This window comes from Rhodococcus sp. SG20037 (genome assembly GCF_031763325.1).
Lineage (GTDB): Bacteria > Actinomycetota > Actinomycetes > Mycobacteriales > Mycobacteriaceae > Rhodococcus_F > Rhodococcus_F qingshengii.
This window is the reverse complement of sequence record NZ_CP134497.1, coordinates 3,377,200-3,395,112: the sequence shown is the minus strand read 5'-3', so window position 1 is coordinate 3,395,112 and position 17,913 is coordinate 3,377,200. Positions and strand designations below refer to the sequence as shown.

Below are 17,913 nucleotides of genomic sequence, written 5' to 3'. Positions count from 1 at the left end.
CAATGCGGTGAGAAATCAGTGCGATCTGCTCCGATGTGCGGGCGAAATGTAACTTCTGACCCCTGTTGATCCGATGTACCCCTTGCCGGAACGCGTGTGCGGAGAAATTGCTCGTAACCGAAGTTCACAGAAAACAAGAGGAATTCGGCACGGAATTCGACCTATTTGTCCAGCTGTACTGGTATTTTGACTGAATTGACCGGAAGCTACGGTCCGCGGAAAAAGGTAGCGAGAGAATGACGATCTTCGGCAGGCGTACCGCGGGCATCACCGCGACGGCCTTCGTCTTGGCGACCGTTGTGTCGACAGCACTCCCCGCAGTGGGATCGGCTGCCCCCGTTTCGCTCACCCGCGCGTGCAACTCGGAAATCAACGAAAATTCGATGTCACTCGATCCGGCCGTGATCGACGGTTGGTACGACATCTCGACTGGATCGCCTGGAACGAAAATCAACTCGATCGAGGCGTGGCGGACAGTGCCGGGAGACATCCTCGAGTTTCGCGCATCGGTGACGATCAGAGCCCACGGAAGTCCCGTCCGAGGGACCCTTCGGATCGACGGCGCCGGCTTGACCGGAGATCAGGATTTGATCTCCAGAATGACGTTGACCCAAGATCTCGGCCGGTCAGGGGCAACGGTCACCGACGCTGACGACGGTTCGGTCATCCCCGTACGTGCCAAGCTCGCATTCGACGTCACAACTCCTGGACAAGTCGCGCAGAACCAGACGGTCAACCTCTCGGCAGTCAAGATTGTCTTGGCAGGCGACACCACCGATCCGGGAGGTGAGTGCCCCGGCCCCGGCCCCGGCGGCGGGGGCGGGGGGAATGGAAGCGGTGGCGGAAACGGCAGCGGTGGTGACGGTTCCGGTGGGAACGGTGGGGATTCCGGTGACGCACTTCCCGGTCGTGACGTAGGAAACCGAGTACCAATTGCCCAGATTCCGTCCGGCCCGACTTCTCGTCCGTGACAGCGGCACCTGGATCCACGGCCAGCCGAACGTGGGCCGCTGCAGTAGTGGCGACAATGCTCTTGATCGGCGGATGTTCCGACGACGGTGACTCGCCGACCCGCGTCCTCGCGACCGGCCAACAAGATTTGCCGCCAGAGATTCGCGCGGTGGTCGACGGTCCGGATGTCCCGACCACGCTGCGCACAGGCAACAGCACCGCTGACATCCTGCCGATCAAGACGACGACGGACGGCTCGCTCATTCCGCCCGAGGATGTCAGTGAGATCGGATGGTGGGCAGATTCGGCATTTCCCGGCTCCGGCGCGGGCACTGTGGTGATCACCGGACACATCAACGACATCTATCAGGGTGACGGTTTCGGAAAGAAGTTCTCGACACTGGAAATCGGCTCGGTCGTGACCGTGGCGGGCGCCGGGGGACAGACCTGGAACTACCGTATCGATGCGGTCGATCACTACAGCAAGGACGGCGAGCTGCCGGTCGGGCGATTGAACAGCCTCGACGGACCCGAAACCCTCGCGCTGATCACCTGCGGCGGCGAGTTCGTCGGTCCGCCGTTCGGATACGAGGACAACGACGTCGCGTGGGGAACTCCGGTGCCCGCATAGCCGAAAACCAGACGTCGGAACGGTTGATAAACTGGGTCCCGCGTTCGTGGCCATCCACGCACGTTTCGAAAGTCCGAAGAAGGAGATTGTGCTGTGGTTGACCTCGCCTATGTCATCGCTGGGTCCGAAGCGACTGGCGGTGCCGGCCTGCAGGTCGACCTGAAGACGTTCCAGGCATTGGACGTCTACGGCGTAGCGACCACCACATGTATCGTCTCGTTCGATCCCAAGAACAACTGGGGTCATCGCTTCGTACCGATCGCTCCTGACGTGATCGCTGATCAGATCGAGGCTGCCACTGCGGCTCACGATCTGGACGTCGTCAAGATCGGCATGTTGGGCACGCCCGCCACCATCGAGGTTGTGGCAGAGGGCCTGCGTCGGCAGTCCTGGCGCCACGTCGTCCTCGACCCGGTCCTGATCTGCAAGGGCCAGGAGCCCGGCGCGGCTCTCGATACTGATACAGCACTTCGTGATTCGATCCTCCCGCTCGCCACCGTCGTCACACCCAACCTGTTCGAGGCACGCACCCTCGCCGGAATGGACAGCATCGAAAGCGTCGACGACCTCATCGAGGCCGCACGTCGTATCCATGATCTCGGACCCAAGTACGTGCTCGCAAAGGGCGGTGTCGAACTCGCCGGTGGCGACGCCGTCGACGTGTTGTTCGACGGGACCGACGTGACTGTTCTCTCCGCCCCCAAGGTCGGCGAAGAGCGCGTCTCGGGTGCCGGTTGCACGCTGGCCGCCGCAGTGACCGCGGAGCTGGCAAAAGGCGCCGACGTGGGAGAAGCCGTCGCTCTGGCAAAGAAGTTCGTCACGGCGGGCATCGAAGGCCGCGTCTCGGCGCACACGCCGTTCGACACCGTCTGGCAGGGCGCGTTCAAGGGATAGGCGCACGGCGGCTCACATCGCCGCGCGCGGCCTGGCAGGATCGAGTGCGTGAGTACTGCGAACCTGAATCGAAGCGAAGTCGCCGAACGATCTCGAGCCATCTCCGTCGCCGGTTACCGGGTGGAGTTGGATCTGCGATCGGCGGTCGACTCCGCCGTGAAGACCTTTTCGACGGTCACGACAATTGATCTGACGTCCTCGGTGGAGTCCACGTGGCTCGATTTCATCGGTGCTGCAGTCGATTCCGTGGACGTCGACGGTGCGTCGATTCCGGTGGAGTACGACGGATCCCGGATCGTGCTGCGCGGACTCGGCGGATCGAACGTCGTTCGGGTGGCAGCTCACGGCAACTATAGCCGTTCCGGTGAAGGGCTGCACCGATTTGTCGACGACGCTGACGATCAGACGTATCTGTACACGCAATACGAGCCCGCCGATGCCAGGCGTGTTTTCGCCTGCTTCGAGCAGCCGGACCTCAAGGCGCCCTTCACATTCGAGGTGACAGCACCTGACGGCTGGGAAGTCCTGTCGAATCAGCCCGCGACCCAGACTCTCTCCGTGGACGGTGCACAACGCGTCACTTTCGCCCCGTCGCTGCCGATCTCGACCTACATCACCGCGATCGCGGCCGGGCCGTATCACCGCGTGGCGTCGTCGTGGAGTCGCGGCGAACTCACTGTCGAGTTGGGTGCGCTGTGCCGGGCGTCGTTGGCTCCACACCTCGATGCAGACAACGTTTTCGACATCACCCGTCAGGGGTTGGACTTCTACGCCGAGTACTTCGACTATCCGTATCCGTTCGGCAAGTACGACCAGATCTTTGTCCCCGAGTACAACCTCGGCGCCATGGAGAACCCGGGACTGGTGACCTTCACCGAGGCATACGTGTTCCGCGGCTCCGCAACCGACGAGCAGCATCAGCGCCGCGCCAACACGATCCTGCACGAAATGGCGCACATGTGGTTCGGCGATCTCGTGACCATGGTCTGGTGGGACGACCTGTGGCTCAAGGAATCTTTTGCCGATTTCATGGGATCGCTGGTCAGCGCCGAAGCCACTCGCTTCACCGATGCCTGGGTGGCATTCGCCATCAAGCGAAAAGCGTGGGCGTACCTCCAAGATCAGCTGCCGACGACTCATCCCATCGTCGCCGACATCGTCGATCTCGAAGCTGCGAAGCTGAACTTCGACGGAATCACCTACGCCAAGGGCGCCAGTGTCCTCAAACAACTTGTGGCGTTCGTCGGCCGTGACGCGTTCTTCGAAGCGGCACGACGGTACTTCAAGGCCCACGCCTTCGGGAACACCACGCTGGTTGATCTGCTCGACGTGCTCACGGAGACTTCCGGACGTGATGTGCGCGAATGGGCCCGAATCTGGTTGCAGACCACCGGAGTGTCCACGCTGTCGCTCGACGGAACAGACCTGGTCCAGACGGACCCGAGGCCGCATCGGCTCGCAGTCGGAATCTACGACTACAACGAGTCCGGAGACCTTGTTCGCACCGAACGCGTCGAACTCGACATGACCGAATCACGCACGTCGGTCGACCTTCCGCCCGGAGCACTCACACTGCTCAACGACGAAGACCTCACCTACGCCAAGGTGCGATTGGACGCGGAATCTCTGTCCACTGTCGAGGCATCCCTGGACCGCGTGAGCGATCCGCTTGCGCGCGGGGTGATCTGGTCGTCGCTGTGGAACTCGGTGCGTGATGCGCAGCTCTCGGTGTTCCGGTACCTCGACATGGTGGAACGATTCGCTCCCGCGGAGACAGATCTTGCGATTCTCAGCTCGATCCTGACCGATGCCCAATACGCGGTTCTTCACTACGTTCCGAAAAGCTTGCGGCCCAATGTAAGTGCAGGCTGGTTGGAAACGACCTGGAAGGCGGTGTTCGAAGCCGAACCGGAGTCCGGAAGACAGCTGGCATGGGCACGGGCTCTGTCGGCCGCTGCAGCGGTCAACGATGCTCGCGCCGACGAGGTGCGGTCGATACTCGACGGCACCTGCCCGGGGCCGGTCGGACTGGCTCTCGATCCTGATCTGCGGTGGGCATTGTGGATCGCCCTGTCGGCGACCGGCCATGCGAGTGTGAGCGACTTCGACGGTGAGCTGAGCAAGGACAGCACGTCAGCGGGTCGAACGGCGTACGTCCGCGCCGCGGCGTCGATTCCCGATGCCGAGACCAAGGCGGCTGCCTGGGCGTCGGCGACCACTGACGGCTCACTCTCGAACGACCGCCTGGATGCGACGATCGCCGGATTCCGTTCGGGCACGGACCCGTCGTTGATCGAGGGATATGCGGCAGAGTACTTCTCGTCCCTGGGGAAGTGGTGGTCCGAACGCAGCATCGAGATCGCCCGACGGTTGGTGAACGGACTCTTCCCGGCAGCTGAAGACACCTCTGCTGTCGATTCCTGGATCCAGGCCAATGCTGAGGCGCCCGCGTCGCTGCGGAGGCTTGTTCTCGAGCGTCGGGATCACCTGGCCCGAGACCTACGTGCCCAGGCGTCGAACGCGGTGATCTGACGCCATCAGCTCCGAAATGTCCTGTTCTTGGATATTGTCTAAACAGGGCTGCGACAGGAGACGACGTGCACACGATCACGGATCTGTCGCTGGTCACGGGCCCGGTTCCGCCCGTGGTGACGGTGCTCGGAATTCTGGCACTTCTCTGGCTGATCTTCTCGAGATCGAGGCGTCACGTGCTGATCTCGATTCCGGTCTGCATCGTCGCGGCAATCGCGATCACTCTCGTGCTGTACTGGCTGATCGAGAAGGTGTGGCACCCGTTCCCCGATCCGATTGCCCGTCCGGTCTACGTGTGGATCGGGTTGGGCATTCTCGGCGTGCTGCTGGGTGGCTCGCGGGTATTTGCGGCGACGCGGATCGACGGTCGCGTGCTCACCGTGGTCTCGGTGCTCCTGGTGGTCGTGTCGAGCGCGGCTCACGTGAATCTGCAGTTCCAGTCGTATCCGACGTTGGGAACAGCGCTGGGACTCTCGGACGCGGAGAAGGTTTCACTCGCCGACCTGGACGACGGCAAGGACGGGGCGGTACCGGTTTCGCAATGGAAGGCTCCCGCGGACATGCCGTCGGCGGGCAAGGTCAGCACGGTCACGATTGCGGGGACGGTCTCCGGATTCAGCGCCCGCGACGCCGAGATCTACCTACCGCCCGCGTATTTCACCAACCCGCGACCGGAGTTGCCCGTGTTGGTCCTGCTTGCCGGCCAACCAGGCGCGCCCGAGGACTGGCTACAGGGCGGACGTCTCGTCCAGACCATGGACACCTACGCCGCTGCGCATTCGGGCTTGGCTCCCGTTGTCGTCGTTGCTGACGGGACCGGGTCGGAACTGGCGAATCCGCTCTGCGTCGATTCTCAACTCGGGAACGTCGCAACGTACCTTTCGCGCGATGTTCCCGACTGGGTGCGCGGGAACCTCCAGGTGGATCCCGACCCGAGGAAGTGGGCGATCGGGGGACTTTCCTACGGCGGTACCTGCGCGTTCCAGATGGCAACGAACTTCCCCGCGGTGTATCCGACGTTCCTGGATCTGTCCGGTCAGATCGAACCCACACTCGGCGATCGCAAGCAGACGGTCGATGCAGCGTTCGGCGGCAATGACGCCGCGTTCGTGGCAGTGAATCCGCAGGATCTGCTCCGGGAGAAGAAGTTCCCCGACAGCGCCGGGGTGTTCGTGGTCGGCAAACAGGACAACGACTACCGCCCAGGTCTTCAAACGCTCTACGAAGCCGCAAAAGCCGCAGGGATGGACGTCCAATACGCCGAGGTCGACGGAGGACACAGCTTCCAAGTGTGGTCGGCTGGATTGGCGAGTCAATTAGGTTGGCTGGGAACGCGACTCGGCCTGCCCGGATGAACGATCGTCCGGAAGTTCCGAAGACCCGATGATCAGCGGGTGAATTCTTCCGGTCGCCCCGGCTTCGGAGCCCAATCCCTGCGGATCCGCCACACTCGCGAGCCGAAGGTCGAGTGCGCCGGTCCATTCTCGGTTCAATTGCGCATCGAGTGCGTCGACGCGCTCGAGTAGCGGAGGGTGCTGGTCCGGCGGGCAGGCTTCGAGCAAGGTCGCGAATACCGCGCGTAGACGGCGCTGGACCTGCGCGGAATTGGTACTGAAGTGCCGGATCTCGTCGGTGGCGACGGACACGTAATCGGTCCAGGTGCGTTGCTGCCCTCGGATCAGCGTGAGATCCGAGGTTGATGTGTCGAATCGGACCCGCGGGGCGAGAAGTACCAGAAGATCTTCGATGTGGTCGAGAGCCTGGACGGCTCGGCCCGGGTCGTTGATGGCGGGTGACAGTGCCTTGAGCGCGATGTCCACGATCGACTGAAGCGCTGCACCGGGGCTGACGACCGGGCTGTGCGTGTCACCGAAGATCAAGCACGACATCAAGGTGTCCGGGCGTACCTTCAGCGAGGGTCCGCGTACCTCGAAGAGGGGCGCGTTCTGGGCGACGAACTCGCCGATGCTGGGGACGACTTCGACCGAGACGTCCCAGCGGCCGGCCAACCGCTGCAGTCGTGCGAGATCGATCGCCAGCAGAATCCGGCCGTCGGGTGAGAGGTGGCGCAGGCGAATCACCAGTGCGTCGGCGCTCTCGGAGTTCTCGGACTCGCGCGGTTGGGGTAGGGGGAGCGGCTGACTGGGTTTCGGTGCGCCAGAGGGCAGGTCCTCGTACAGCGGATAGGCACGAATCGTCGCGCTCCGGCCCTGGGCCGCTATCCAACGCAGCAACCGACTGGAATTGAGAATCGACCCGACCTTCGCCACCAACGCGATGAACAGGATCGCACTGGCCAATGCCAGAAGCAGTGCGATCGCCGTGGAGATGGTCGGTGAGGAATTCTCCGAATCGAGCGCCAGATCGAGCGCAATGATCAAGGAGAAGACGAACGTGGCCAGAAACATGCCGATCGACCACCGCATCACCCGCTGTTGCGCAAGCATCGGGACCACCCGCACCGAAATCTGCGATGCGCCGAACTGCATTGCGAGGGTGATGGCGGTGAACACCAGACCGGTGAGAGTGATCATCCCGCCGGCGATGACGCTGAGCAGCGTCGCGGTGGCCCCGGCGTCCACGCCCTCGGAAATGGTACCGACGTCGCCGTCGCTGACGAGATCTCCGTCGATCCCGACGAGGATGTTCGCGGTGACGACGGACAGGACGACGAGGATCACGGGGAGACGCCAGACGGGGACTGTTCGTAGTCGTCGGCGAGTTCGACGCCAGCGAATTCTGTCCGAGAGCCGCCGCGACAATCCGACCTTCGACGTGGGGGTTGTGGTGTCGACGACGGGGAGCGGTGGTGGGGGCGGGGGAGCGGAACCGAAACTTCCCGACACCGTTTCCTGCACGTAGATCTTCGCGTGGATCATCGGCTCGCGATAACGCTGTTCACGGGCCACTGCCCGGCTCATCTTCGCCGGCTTGTCGCGGTAACGCGAGCGCGCCCACGGCGCACCCGGGCGACTCAACCGAATTGCTCCGATCAACAGAAGTGGGGTGAAGAACAGCCCGATCAAGCCGGTCCAGAGTTTGCCCTTCATCAACGTGATCACGGCTAGTCCGAGTTGGATCACGATCGCGACGACAACGCCGATCAACGTCGCCAGGCTCCGGTCCTGCTCGTACGGGTCGAACTCTCCCGCGAACCCGATCGGGTGGACCCCGAGAAGGAAAAGGAACGAGATCGCGATGGCAACGAACACCGCGTCGATGGACGAGCGACCTTCCTCGGCCCAGTAGACATCGCGCAGATGCAACACGAGCGCGTACTCGTCGAGGACCAACGCGCTGCCGATGCCGAACACCGACGCGAGAACACAATTGGCGATCGGGGTGTGATAGTCGGCCAGAGCGATGAAGGCGAAGCCGGACACGAGCATCATCATCAAACCGAAAACCATGTGGTGGATGTGCATTCCACCGGGCGTGACATTGCCTGGCCACCACGAGACCTCGGCCCGGATCATCCGGACGCTGAAGCGGATGAACAGGAACGTCAGGACAAAGGCGAGTAGGAGGAAGAACAGCGGGAGCCTGCCGGTGTCGACGACCGTGTGCTCGAACCAGGACCGCACGGCGTCAACTCTTGCTGGTGGCGAGCTTGATCAGCTGAGGAGCCGTCGCGTCGGGCAGGTAGGCACGCGTCAGTGCGATTCCGATCCGAGGCAGGTCGGCCTCGTCGCGGAAACACAGGAAAACGGGTTCGTACCTCGGCTTGAACTTCTTCTTGAACGCGTGAAGAGACCGGAAGCCGTACAGCGGTTCCATCGCGGCTCCGAGCATGTCGAGCAGGCGGTCCATCGATGCGGCGTCGGCGCCGTCGTCGCTGCGTGCGAGCGGTGCTCCGGACAGTGAGACGAATTGGGCACCTTGTTCTTTGAACTCGAGGGCCGACGATGCGATGAGGAACTCGACCACCGGACGGAACCCGTCGGGACGTCGACGCATGACGTCGAGTGTCCAACCCTGAACCACGCCGCCTTCGCCGTACACCGGCAACCACGAGGTGACGCCGTGAATGCTTCCGGTCGGGTCGACGGCCAAGCCGACCCGGACGTCGCGGTCGAGCGCCTCCTCGACGCTTCCGAGGGTGAACCCCATCTCGGGTAGCCCCTTGTCGCCCACCCATTCCTCGGAGATGGCGCGCACCTGAGCCAATACGGAGAACGGCTCGTCGGCCAATGTTGTCATCCGGAAGGTGATGTCGTCCTTCTTGGCCTTGTTGAGCGCCGAGCGGATGTCCTGCCAGGATTTACCGGTGAACTGCAGTTCTGGTAGGTCGACGATCGTGTCTTCGGCGACCTGAACGGTGCGCCAGCCACGCCGGGCGGCGGCATCGGCTGTCTCCTTCCCCACGGAGAACAAGCAGGGAGTGAGGCCGTTGGCTTCGGACATCGTCGTGAATTCGTCGACCGCTGCGGCAAGTCGGTCGGGGCTCGCTATCGGATCCGCCAGGACCACGACGACACCGACATGCCGTTGGAATGCAACGACGCTCTCACCCGACTCGCCGAAGTAGTAACTGTTGCCGTCCCACGTCGTCATCCACGACATGGTTCCGCCGCCGTGTCGTTTGAGCAGTTCCCGAGCGGCGGCGCGCGGATCGTTCCCGGACAACGGCCCGCCTCGAATCTTGCGCCGCATCGGTACATGAAAAGCGTGGCGGCCCTTGATCAACAAGATGAGTTCGAGAAGCCAGAGCAGCGCGGTACCGACCGTGACGGCGCCGGCGCTCTCGTAGTCGAAGAAGATGACCGAGACGAGGACGAGGGCGGTGGCCAAAACCGTCAGTGAACCGAACACCACGGCAACCCACCAGGCCCAGCGGCGACCTCGTCGCAACTGGTCCGCGATGAGGGCAACGATGACCACGTCGATCAATGCCGTCCAGCCCGAACCGGTTTCGGCTTCCGTCGGCCCGAACGGTCCGCTTCCGGGGAACAGCCAGACGGCGATCTCGACCACGCCAATCAGGAGCAGGCCGATGAATCCGAGCAGGCGGATCTCGCGTCGCGTTCGGGGGATGAACCCGCGCTCTCCGTCGCCGAAGAACTTCTCGCCCACCGGCAGGAATATCGCGACCGCGATGAGGTGCTGCACGTCGGCGAGGCGGCCTTCGAAGAGGAACGCGATCGCAATGTACGCACACAGAATGGCGCGGACTCGCATTCGCCAGGGCGAGCGGAGTGTTGCTGTGGTCGCGGCGAGTGCGGCGATGATTGCAGTGGTCACGCCGACGTCGCGGTGGGTGGCGAGGTTGCGAGCCCAATCCCAGTCGGTGTGGCTGCCCGCCCAGAGGAGGAGCGATGCACCGAGTTCGCCCGCCAACTGACCGCTGATCGTGACGATGGCCGCGTTCTTGGTTCCCAGGCGCCATTCGCACCAGCCGACCGCGAAGGCAAAAACGACGATGATCGAAACATACTGACCCGGCGTCAATCCGAAGAACCACCCCGTGACGAGAGTCCACCACTTGCCTTCCTGCAAGGCAGGAACTCCGTAGGCGATGTCGTTGAACCACGAGTAGGTACGGACGTGATTCCACAGGGCGCCGGTCGCGATCCCGACGACGGTGATGGTGAGGACGACGATCGAAGTGAACGGCACGCGCCGCAGGACGCTCAGCGTGTCGGAAGCAAAGCGAGAGGCCCGATTCGACGCGCCCGGCGCGCTCTGGTCGGTCTGCGGGGTGGGGGTCTGGGACTGCTCAGCCATCGAGGTTCTCTTCTCGCCATGCCGCACGGTGGATTCTGCCTGTTCAGCATGACAGGAATACAGACCGATAATCAGGCGAAGCGGCCAAAATGGACCAGACTGGCTGAGGGTCTCAGTCTCGTGGCGCTACTGTCGAGCCATGGTGAACGGAGATTTACTGAATCGGGACCACGTGGTCGCCTCACTTGCCGCTTTCGAACCTCGGTCGGTCGAATTGGACGGAAGGCGCTCGGCGTCGGTGGTCATCGTCGTCATGCGGACAGCGGACGGAACACCAGTGTTCCCGGTGACGAAGCGGCCGAGCAAGATGCGCGCCCACCCCGGTCAATTCGCGTTGCCGGGCGGAAGCGTCGACCCGGGCGAGTCGTCCGAACAGGCAGCGGTTCGGGAACTTTCCGAGGAGCTGGGTGTCGACGTTCCCGAGTCGAAGATCATCGGCCGGCTCGACGACTACGTCACTCGTTCGGGATTCGTGATCCGGCCGTTCGTCATGTGGTCGGGCGAGGACATCGGGGGACTGGTACCCAATCCCGACGAGGTGGCCCAGGTGTATGCCGTCACGTCGGAGGAGCTCGACGTGGACTCGCGCTTCGTCACCATCGCGGAGTCACCGAACCCGGTGATCCAATGGCCGTTCCGAACGAGCCTGATCCATGCGCCGACCGGAGCCGTCATCTATCAGTTCCGCGAAGTGCTGAACGGACGGCACACGCGCATCGACAAGCTCGAGCAGCCGGTGTTCGCCTGGAGATAAGGGCAGCTCGACACGCTCGGGACAGTTCAGGCTACGGCGCCTCGGCGAATAGTCCGTCGTGCTGTGGAAAGCTGGCCGCACGGCAATCGAACGACGCGAGGTGTGTGCAGTGAACTCTGGCGAACAAGAACCGATCCCCACGGATCGGATTCTCACTGTTCCCAACGTGCTCAGTATCGTGCGTCTACTCGCTCTGCCACTGTTCGCCTACCTGCTGCTCGTCACGCACTCGGACGGCTGGGCATTGGCGCTGCTGATGCTCAGCGGGTTCACCGACTGGCTCGACGGCAAGCTGGCCAGAGTGCTCGGACAGACCTCGCGTCTGGGAGCGCTTCTCGACCCGCTGGTCGATCGTCTGTACGTCGTGACGACACTGGTCACCTTCGTCGCCCGCGATTTCATTCCCTGGTGGGTCGCAGCGATACTCATCGGCCGTGATCTTCTGCTTGCGTTGACGCTGCCGATCTACCGCAGGCGTGGCCTGCCACCGCCCGAGGTGGTTTATCTCGGCAAGGCTGCGACCTTCCTACTGATGTTCGCGCTGCCGTTGATTCTTGCCGGGCACGGAGACTGGGCCATCGGACCGTTCACCCATGCCTTCGGTTTCGCTTTCCTGATCTGGGGAACCGTCCTGTACGTGTGGACTGCCGCGATCTACGTGCTCAAGGCCGTTGACGTTGCGCGAACCCACGAGGTCGTGCCCCGATGAAGTCGACCGGGGAGGACGTCCGTCGTAACCCGGTACCGTCGCTGCTTCGGTCACTCATGACCGAACATCTCGACCCGGGCTACGAGGCAACTGCATTCGAACGCCAGCACGAGCACACCAAGAACAGATCCTCGAAGACGGGGCCGTGGCTGGCCCTCGGCGCACTGTTGATCGGGTTCATCGTCACGGTCTCGGCGGTTCAAGCGACGAAGCAGGTGACCGGCACCGAAGAGGTTCGAAGCGAGTTGGTGGCGAAGGTCCGTGATGCGGAGGATCGAATCGATTCACTGGCCGCGTCCCGCGATTCACTCGGCGGCGCCGTCGACGCCGCGCGCGGCGTGGCGCTCGAAGGCGATGCACGCGGCAGCGCCGTCCTCGACCAACTGCGAGCGGTCGAATCCGGCGCAGGAGCCGAAGCTGTTCACGGGGAGGGACTGGTGGTGACGTTGACGGACCCGGCCGGACGCCCGAACCTCTCGGATGCGTCGCAACGGAGTGTCGGCGGTAAGACAGTTGTCCTCGATCGCGATCTGCAGACCGTCGTAAACGCCCTGTGGGCTGGGGGAGCGGAGGCGATCGCCGTCGGCGGCGTGCGAATCGGGCCGACGGTGACCATCCGTCAGGCGGGCGGCGCGATGCTCGTCGACAACCAACCTGTTTTCTCCCCGTACCTCGTCGAGGCGATCGGAGACACGCGAGCACTGCAGCGGAAATTCGTCGTCAGCGACGCCTACGTGAGAATGTCTAGCGTCTCGCAACTGTACGGAGTCGGTTTCGTGGTGGCCGAAGACGATTCGTTGACTCTGCCGCCTGCGGCGCCTCGCGCCGTCCGAGTGGCAACAGAACCCACAGAACCCAAGTGACAGAAGGAGTTCGATGAAGGCCGGTTCCGCCCTGTACGGACTCGCAGCACTGGTCGTCGGCATCGTCCTGGGCGTAGTTTTCAGCCCGCAGGTGCCCGACGTGATCCAGCCCTATCTTCCGATCGCTGTCGTTGCGGCGCTCGACGCCGTCTTCGGTGGACTACGCGCGTATCTGGACGAAATCTTCGACGCGAAGGTGTTCGTGGTTTCCTTCGTCTTCAACGTGCTCGTCGCGTCGTTGATCGTCTGGCTCGGTGATCAGTTGGGTGTCGGTACTCAACTCTCGACGGCGATCGTCGTCGTGTTGGGTATCCGGATCTTCGGCAACGCAGCGGCATTGCGACGCCGACTGTTCGGAGCGTGAGTCATGGCGGAACATTCCACGACCGAACCGGAAGAAGAACCTCCCGTCACCACTGCGGGTGAAGGTCGTCACGAGTTGCGTTCACCGTCCAAACACCGCACCAACGTCGTCTTCGCAATCCTCGCTGCTGTGCTGTTGGGCGTGCTCGGCGTTGCGATTGCCACACAGGTACGCAGCACAGTGGCCGGAGATTCACTCGACGCCGCGCGCCCTGCCGACCTCCTGGTGGTTCTCGACAATTTGAATCGGCGCGAAGCCGCGCTGAGGCAGGAAGTCGCGAATCTTCAGGAATCGCTTGCCACTTTGGAAGCCGGTGGCAACACGGGAGCAGCGCTGGACGAGGCGCGGGCGCGGCTGACCTCACTCTCCATTCAAGTGGGGACCGCTCCGGCCACTGGACCGGGTGTGACGATGACCCTGACAGATCCGGCGGGCGGCGTCGGATCGGAAGTGATTCTCGATCTCATCCAGGAACTGCGTGCTGCCGGTGCCGAAGCCATCTCGATCGCAGGTGCGAACGGCGAACCCATTCGTATCGGCGTGAACTCGTGGGTGAGTGGGCGCGGCGGCGAGATCGAATTGGACGGAACCCGGATCGAGCAGCCGTACACTGTGACCGCGATCGGAGATCCGCCGACATTGGCGGCAGCGTTGAACATTCCCGGAGGCGTCTTCGACAATGTCGCACGCAATGGCGGAACGTCGTCCGTCGAGCAATCGCAGCAGGTCACGATCTCCGTCTTGCGACAATTGAATCCGCGCCAATACGCTCAACCCGGAAATTGATCTTTTTGCGTCCGACTTTCGGACGGCCTGTGAAAGGAAGCCACTGTGAGTGAGCTCGATACACCTACCGATCTGCGCTACACCGCGGAGCACGAGTGGGTGAAGCGAACCGGCCCGACCTCAGTTCGAGTCGGTATCACCGACTTTGCTCAGTCGCAGCTCGGTGACGTCGTGTTCGTCCAGCTTCCCGCTGTCGACGAAGACGTGACCGCCGGTGAATCGCTCGGTGAGGTCGAGTCGACCAAGAGCGTCTCCGACATCTTTGCTCCGTTCACTGCGAAAGTTCTTGCAGCGAACGGTGAATTGGACGGACAGCCCGACCTCGTCAACACCGACCCGTACGACACGGGTTGGTTGGTCGAACTCGAGGTTGCCGACGAGGCCACACTCGACGCCGCACTCGCGGCAACTCTGGACGCGGAGGCATACAAGGGACTCACGTCCGAGTAGAAAACCTGCGCGTGGACCGGCCAACTCGTGTTGTGTCGCGGCCTGTCTCGCTGCACACGGCGGTCTGCGCAGGGTACGGTCGTTAGGTACGCATGTGCCGAGTCGGGGCGCAGGGCCGTATCGAACGTGACTGTGAAAGATGCTCGTGAAGAAAGTGCACTGCGTAGTCCAGTGATTCATGATCTGGATGATTGACCCAGGAGGAGAAACAGTGAGCGAGAACGGTAACGACGCGGGCTATGGGGAGTCGCCGGCGGAGACCACTTCGGTTTTCCGCGCGGACTTCCTCAATGAGCTCGACAACACCTCCTCTGCAGCACCGGCCGCCGAGCAGCCGGTTTCGGGCGTGGAAGGCCTTCCCGCCGGAGCCGCACTTCTGGTGGTCAAGCGGGGACCGAATGCAGGATCCCGCTTCTTGCTCGATCAGCCGACGACGTCGGCAGGTCGGCACCCGGACAGCGACATCTTCCTGGACGACGTGACCGTCAGCCGTCGTCACGCCGAGTTCCGTCAGGAAGATGCAGATTTCCACGTCGTCGACGTCGGAAGCCTCAACGGCACCTACGTCAACCGTGAGCCTGTCGATTCGGCAGTTCTCGCGAATGGTGACGAGGTTCAGATCGGCAAGTTCCGTCTGGTGTTCCTCACCGGCCCTCGTGCCGGCGGTTCGCAGGTCGGCGAGTCGTCAGCAGGTGCGGGTAGCTAATGACGGCAGTGCGGCAGCAGAGCCAGCCCGGAATGTCGATTGGTTCCGTGCTGGATCGGTTGCGTCCAGATTTTCCCGACGTGACGATTTCGAAGATCCGTTTCCTCGAGTCCGAGGGCTTGATCAGCCCGCAACGGACACCGTCGGGATACCGCAGATTCTCTGTCGAGGACTGCGAGCGTCTTCGCTTCGTGCTGACCGCTCAACGCGATCAGTACCTGCCGCTCAAAGTGATCAAAGAACAACTCGAAGCGATCGACAGTGGCGCAGCGACGGTGAGTGCAGAAGTTCCTGCGCCTCGTCGTGCTCGCGTCCTGTCGATCGCTACGGGCGATGTCTCACCCGAGGCGTTCCGGGTCGATCGCGAAGTTCGAGTCGGTCGTCAGGATCTTCTCGCGCGCGCTGACATCGACGATCGGTTTCTGACCGATCTGATCCGCACCGGTTTGGTCGTTCCCGGCGCGGCGGGCTTCTTCGACGAGGATGCCGTGACGTTGGCGCGCACCGCTAAGGCGATGTCCGAGTACGGCTTGGAGGTTCGCCATCTGCGCGCGTTCAAGTTGGCTGCTGATCGCGAAGCGGGGCTGGTGACTCAGATCGCCGGACCGGTTGCCAAGGGTCGTGATGCCGGAGCACGTGATCGTGCCGAGGAAATGGTGCGGGAGCTGGCCGCTCTGTCACTGACTTTGCACACGTGTCTGGTCAAATCGGCAGTTCGGGGAAGTCTCGATCGCTGAGTTCCTCGATCAGCGGGGCACACTCGAATAGAATTTCAGTACGACCGCATCGGAGTCGGTCGGCTGGATCACGTCAGGTTGGAGGCAAGCTCGATGGGCGAAATGCGTGTGATCGGAGTTCGTGTCGAGCAGCCTCAGAATCAGCCGGTCCTGTTGCTGCGAGAGTCCGACGGCGATCGGTACCTGCCGATCTGGATCGGGCAAACCGAAGCTACCGCGATTGTTCTCGAACAACAGGGAGTCGAGCCGGCGCGGCCGCTGACTCACGACCTGATCAAGATCTTGATCGAATCTTTCGGTCGGAGCCTCAAGGAAGTTCGGATCGTGGACCTGCAAGAGGGCACTTTCTACGCGGATCTCGTCTTCGACGAGCAGACCACTGTCTCGGCACGTCCGTCGGACTCGATTGCATTGGCCCTGCGCATCGGCGTTCCGATCTTCGCGTCGGAGGCTGTTCTCGCCGAGGCCGGTCTGGTCATTCCCGACGAGCGCGAAGACGAGGTCGAGAAGTTCAAGGAATTCCTCGACACCATCTCTCCGGACGATTTCAAAGCCACTGATGGTTAGCCTGAATTGACTGGTTGCGGACTTTAGTCTTCAACTCTCAAGTAGAGGTTGAGTCTCGGTCGGCGTGTTGCGTTGACCATGCACCCTCCTGGACTTACCGTTGCGTGCGGTGGAGATCTTCTCGCCTTGTCGATCGAGGCGTACTCTGGGTAAGTCCACTCATGGAATTACCTGCCTTGGATTCACATCTGAAAGTTCGGTCGGCACGGGATTCTCGTGACTGCTGATAGCACAGGTTGGTTACATGATGGCGAAGCGAGAGGGAGACGGCAGTGGAAGAACAGTCGAATGAGCGCGGGACGGGCATAGCCGGTAGTGCCGCGACTGCAGAAATGTCTTCCGAAGAGCTGCAGCCGGGCTTGTTCCCGGACGATTCCATCCCCGACGACCTCGTCGGATATCGAGTACCCAGTGCGTGCCAGATCGCCGGGATCACGTACCGCCAACTCGACTACTGGGCACGGACGTCGTTGGTTGTTCCGTCGATCCGTGGCGCTGCCGGATCCGGAAGCCAACGTCTGTACTCCTTCAAGGACATTCTCGTTCTGAAGATCGTGAAGCGTCTGCTCGATACCGGCATCTCACTGCAGAACATCCGCGTTGCCGTCGATCACCTCCGTAAGCGTGGCGTCCGCGATCTTGCCAACATCACTCTGTTCTCCGACGGCACCACCGTGTACGAATGCACGTCCCCCGAAGAGGTCGTCGACCTCCTCCAGGGTGGGCAGGGCGTATTCGGCATCGCAGTCAGTGGCGCGATGCGTGAACTCACCGGAACGATCGCCGACTTCCCCGCCGAGCGGGCCGACGGCGGCGAAAGTGATCCCAACCCGGAAGACGAGTTGGCTTCGCGACGCAAGAATCGCGCCAGCCGCAAAACCGGATAACGTACGTCACATCTCTTTGGAGGATGCCACGGTGCAGGTAGGCGTTTCGGTCAACTAGACTGAGCCTGCGTCGCCGGCGTACGGGAGAGCCTCGGATACCGATTCACCGAACTTGTCTTTGTTTCAGTCTTTGTCTCAAAGGTCAGTCGTGAGCGGGATCAGGGCGCCGAAGGAGCAATACCTCCCCGTCAATCTCTCAGGCACCAAGGACCGTACGGGCTCCGACGCCTCTGGAAAGCGGTGGGACAACCCACCCGCCGACGGGGAAAGGCTGTGGCTTCCGCCTTCGGCGGATCACTACCGAATCTCTCAGGCGCTCGGGAATCGAGCATGCGACAGAGGGGGAGGAACACACCGC

General features: G+C 62.5%; 17 protein-coding genes and 1 riboswitch. Of the genes, 15 read left to right on the top strand and 2 right to left on the bottom strand.

Features of this window, described 5'->3' with window-relative positions; all coding sequences use genetic code 11:
• Positions 1 to 236: 236 nt before the first annotated feature.
• From RHP72_RS15620 to RHP72_RS15600, 5 genes are all read left to right on the top strand, one after another.
• Positions 237 to 971 (top strand): hypothetical protein, encoded by a 735-nt coding sequence (locus RHP72_RS15620; protein WP_311093571.1) that lies wholly within the window; start codon positions 237 to 239, stop codon positions 969 to 971.
• A complete protein-coding gene (locus RHP72_RS15615) occupies positions 968 to 1,582 on the top strand; it encodes a class F sortase (RefSeq protein WP_311093570.1) in 615 nt (204 codons plus the stop codon). Before RHP72_RS15620 ends, RHP72_RS15615 begins: the two co-directional genes overlap by 4 nt.
• 93 nt (positions 1,583 to 1,675) lie before the next feature.
• Complete coding sequence (thiD, locus tag RHP72_RS15610; protein WP_003946192.1) at positions 1,676 to 2,476, top strand: bifunctional hydroxymethylpyrimidine kinase/phosphomethylpyrimidine kinase; 801 nt, start codon at positions 1,676 to 1,678, stop codon at positions 2,474 to 2,476.
• A gap of 48 nt (positions 2,477 to 2,524) precedes the next feature.
• A complete protein-coding gene (gene pepN, locus RHP72_RS15605) occupies positions 2,525 to 5,008 on the top strand; it encodes an aminopeptidase N (RefSeq protein ID WP_311093569.1) in 2,484 nt (827 codons plus the stop codon).
• 65 nt (positions 5,009 to 5,073) lie between these two features.
• Positions 5,074 to 6,363 (top strand): esterase family protein, encoded by a 1,290-nt coding sequence (locus RHP72_RS15600; RefSeq protein WP_099698224.1) that lies wholly within the window; start codon positions 5,074 to 5,076, stop codon positions 6,361 to 6,363.
• Here RHP72_RS15600 and RHP72_RS15595 read toward each other — a convergent pair.
• Complete coding sequence (locus RHP72_RS15595) at positions 6,325 to 8,592, bottom strand: DUF2254 family protein (RefSeq protein ID WP_081557909.1); 2,268 nt, start codon at positions 8,590 to 8,592, stop codon at positions 6,325 to 6,327. The two genes, RHP72_RS15600 and RHP72_RS15595, sit on opposite strands and share 39 nt — an antisense overlap.
• Before the next feature lie 4 nt (positions 8,593 to 8,596).
• A complete protein-coding gene (locus RHP72_RS15590; RefSeq protein WP_065455772.1) occupies positions 8,597 to 10,732 on the bottom strand; it encodes a bifunctional lysylphosphatidylglycerol flippase/synthetase MprF in 2,136 nt (711 codons plus the stop codon).
• Positions 10,733 to 10,871: 139 nt separating this feature from the next.
• Here RHP72_RS15590 and RHP72_RS15585 point away from each other — a divergent pair, with 139 nt between their 5' ends.
• From RHP72_RS15585 to RHP72_RS15540, 10 genes are all read left to right on the top strand, one after another.
• Positions 10,872 to 11,486 (top strand): CoA pyrophosphatase, encoded by a 615-nt coding sequence (locus RHP72_RS15585; protein WP_054781509.1) that lies wholly within the window; start codon positions 10,872 to 10,874, stop codon positions 11,484 to 11,486.
• Between the two features lie 109 nt (positions 11,487 to 11,595).
• Positions 11,596 to 12,195, top strand: a complete 600-nt coding sequence (locus RHP72_RS15580; protein ID WP_030537518.1) for a CDP-alcohol phosphatidyltransferase family protein — start codon at positions 11,596 to 11,598, stop codon at positions 12,193 to 12,195.
• Complete coding sequence (locus RHP72_RS15575; protein WP_065455771.1) at positions 12,192 to 13,058, top strand: DUF881 domain-containing protein; 867 nt, start codon at positions 12,192 to 12,194, stop codon at positions 13,056 to 13,058. Before RHP72_RS15580 ends, RHP72_RS15575 begins: the two co-directional genes overlap by 4 nt.
• Positions 13,059 to 13,071: 13 nt before the next feature.
• On the top strand, positions 13,072 to 13,422 hold the full coding sequence (locus RHP72_RS15570; protein ID WP_003946178.1) for a small basic family protein: 351 nt from the start codon (positions 13,072 to 13,074) through the stop codon (positions 13,420 to 13,422).
• A 3-nt stretch (positions 13,423 to 13,425) separates the two neighbouring features.
• Positions 13,426 to 14,208 carry a DUF881 domain-containing protein gene (locus RHP72_RS15565; RefSeq protein ID WP_007731994.1) on the top strand — a complete coding sequence of 261 codons (783 nt, stop codon included), beginning with the start codon at positions 13,426 to 13,428 and terminating at the stop codon, positions 14,206 to 14,208.
• A 45-nt stretch (positions 14,209 to 14,253) separates the two neighbouring features.
• Positions 14,254 to 14,658 carry a glycine cleavage system protein GcvH gene (gcvH, locus tag RHP72_RS15560; protein WP_003946160.1) on the top strand — a complete coding sequence of 135 codons (405 nt, stop codon included), beginning with the start codon at positions 14,254 to 14,256 and terminating at the stop codon, positions 14,656 to 14,658.
• Positions 14,659 to 14,869: 211 nt separating this feature from the next.
• Positions 14,870 to 15,364 carry a glycogen accumulation regulator GarA gene (gene garA / locus RHP72_RS15555; RefSeq protein WP_003946166.1) on the top strand — a complete coding sequence of 165 codons (495 nt, stop codon included), beginning with the start codon at positions 14,870 to 14,872 and terminating at the stop codon, positions 15,362 to 15,364.
• Complete coding sequence (locus tag RHP72_RS15550) at positions 15,364 to 16,101, top strand: MerR family transcriptional regulator (RefSeq protein ID WP_003946161.1); 738 nt, start codon at positions 15,364 to 15,366, stop codon at positions 16,099 to 16,101. The genes garA and RHP72_RS15550 overlap by 1 nt, the downstream gene beginning before the upstream one ends.
• 93 nt (positions 16,102 to 16,194) lie before the next feature.
• Positions 16,195 to 16,668 carry a bifunctional nuclease family protein gene (locus RHP72_RS15545; protein ID WP_003946194.1) on the top strand — a complete coding sequence of 158 codons (474 nt, stop codon included), beginning with the start codon at positions 16,195 to 16,197 and terminating at the stop codon, positions 16,666 to 16,668.
• A 332-nt stretch (positions 16,669 to 17,000) separates the two neighbouring features.
• Entirely contained in the window at positions 17,001 to 17,555 is a 555-nt protein-coding gene (locus RHP72_RS15540) for a MerR family transcriptional regulator (RefSeq protein WP_021344354.1), read from the top strand.
• Positions 17,556 to 17,775: 220 nt separating this feature from the next.
• A riboswitch (glycine riboswitch) is annotated at positions 17,776 to 17,904 on the top strand.
• Positions 17,905 to 17,913 lie beyond the last annotated feature (9 nt).

Excerpts from the sequence above, each read along its gene's own strand:
- RHP72_RS15620 (WP_311093571.1), top strand. The coding sequence starts at position 237 with ATGACGATCTTCGGCAGGCGTACCGCGGGCATCACCGCGACGGCCTTC.
- RHP72_RS15590 (WP_065455772.1), bottom strand. The coding sequence starts at position 10,732 with ATGGCTGAGCAGTCCCAGACCCCCACCCCGCAGACCGACCAGAGCGCG.
- RHP72_RS15585 (WP_054781509.1), top strand. The coding sequence starts at position 10,872 with ATGGTGAACGGAGATTTACTGAATCGGGACCACGTGGTCGCCTCACTT.
- RHP72_RS15575 (WP_065455771.1), top strand. The coding sequence starts at position 12,192 with ATGAAGTCGACCGGGGAGGACGTCCGTCGTAACCCGGTACCGTCGCTG.
- RHP72_RS15570 (WP_003946178.1), top strand. The coding sequence starts at position 13,072 with ATGAAGGCCGGTTCCGCCCTGTACGGACTCGCAGCACTGGTCGTCGGC.
- RHP72_RS15565 (WP_007731994.1), top strand. The coding sequence starts at position 13,426 with ATGGCGGAACATTCCACGACCGAACCGGAAGAAGAACCTCCCGTCACC.
- RHP72_RS15550 (WP_003946161.1), top strand. The coding sequence starts at position 15,364 with ATGACGGCAGTGCGGCAGCAGAGCCAGCCCGGAATGTCGATTGGTTCC.
- RHP72_RS15545 (WP_003946194.1), top strand. The coding sequence starts at position 16,195 with ATGGGCGAAATGCGTGTGATCGGAGTTCGTGTCGAGCAGCCTCAGAAT.
- RHP72_RS15540 (WP_021344354.1), top strand. The coding sequence starts at position 17,001 with ATGTCTTCCGAAGAGCTGCAGCCGGGCTTGTTCCCGGACGATTCCATC.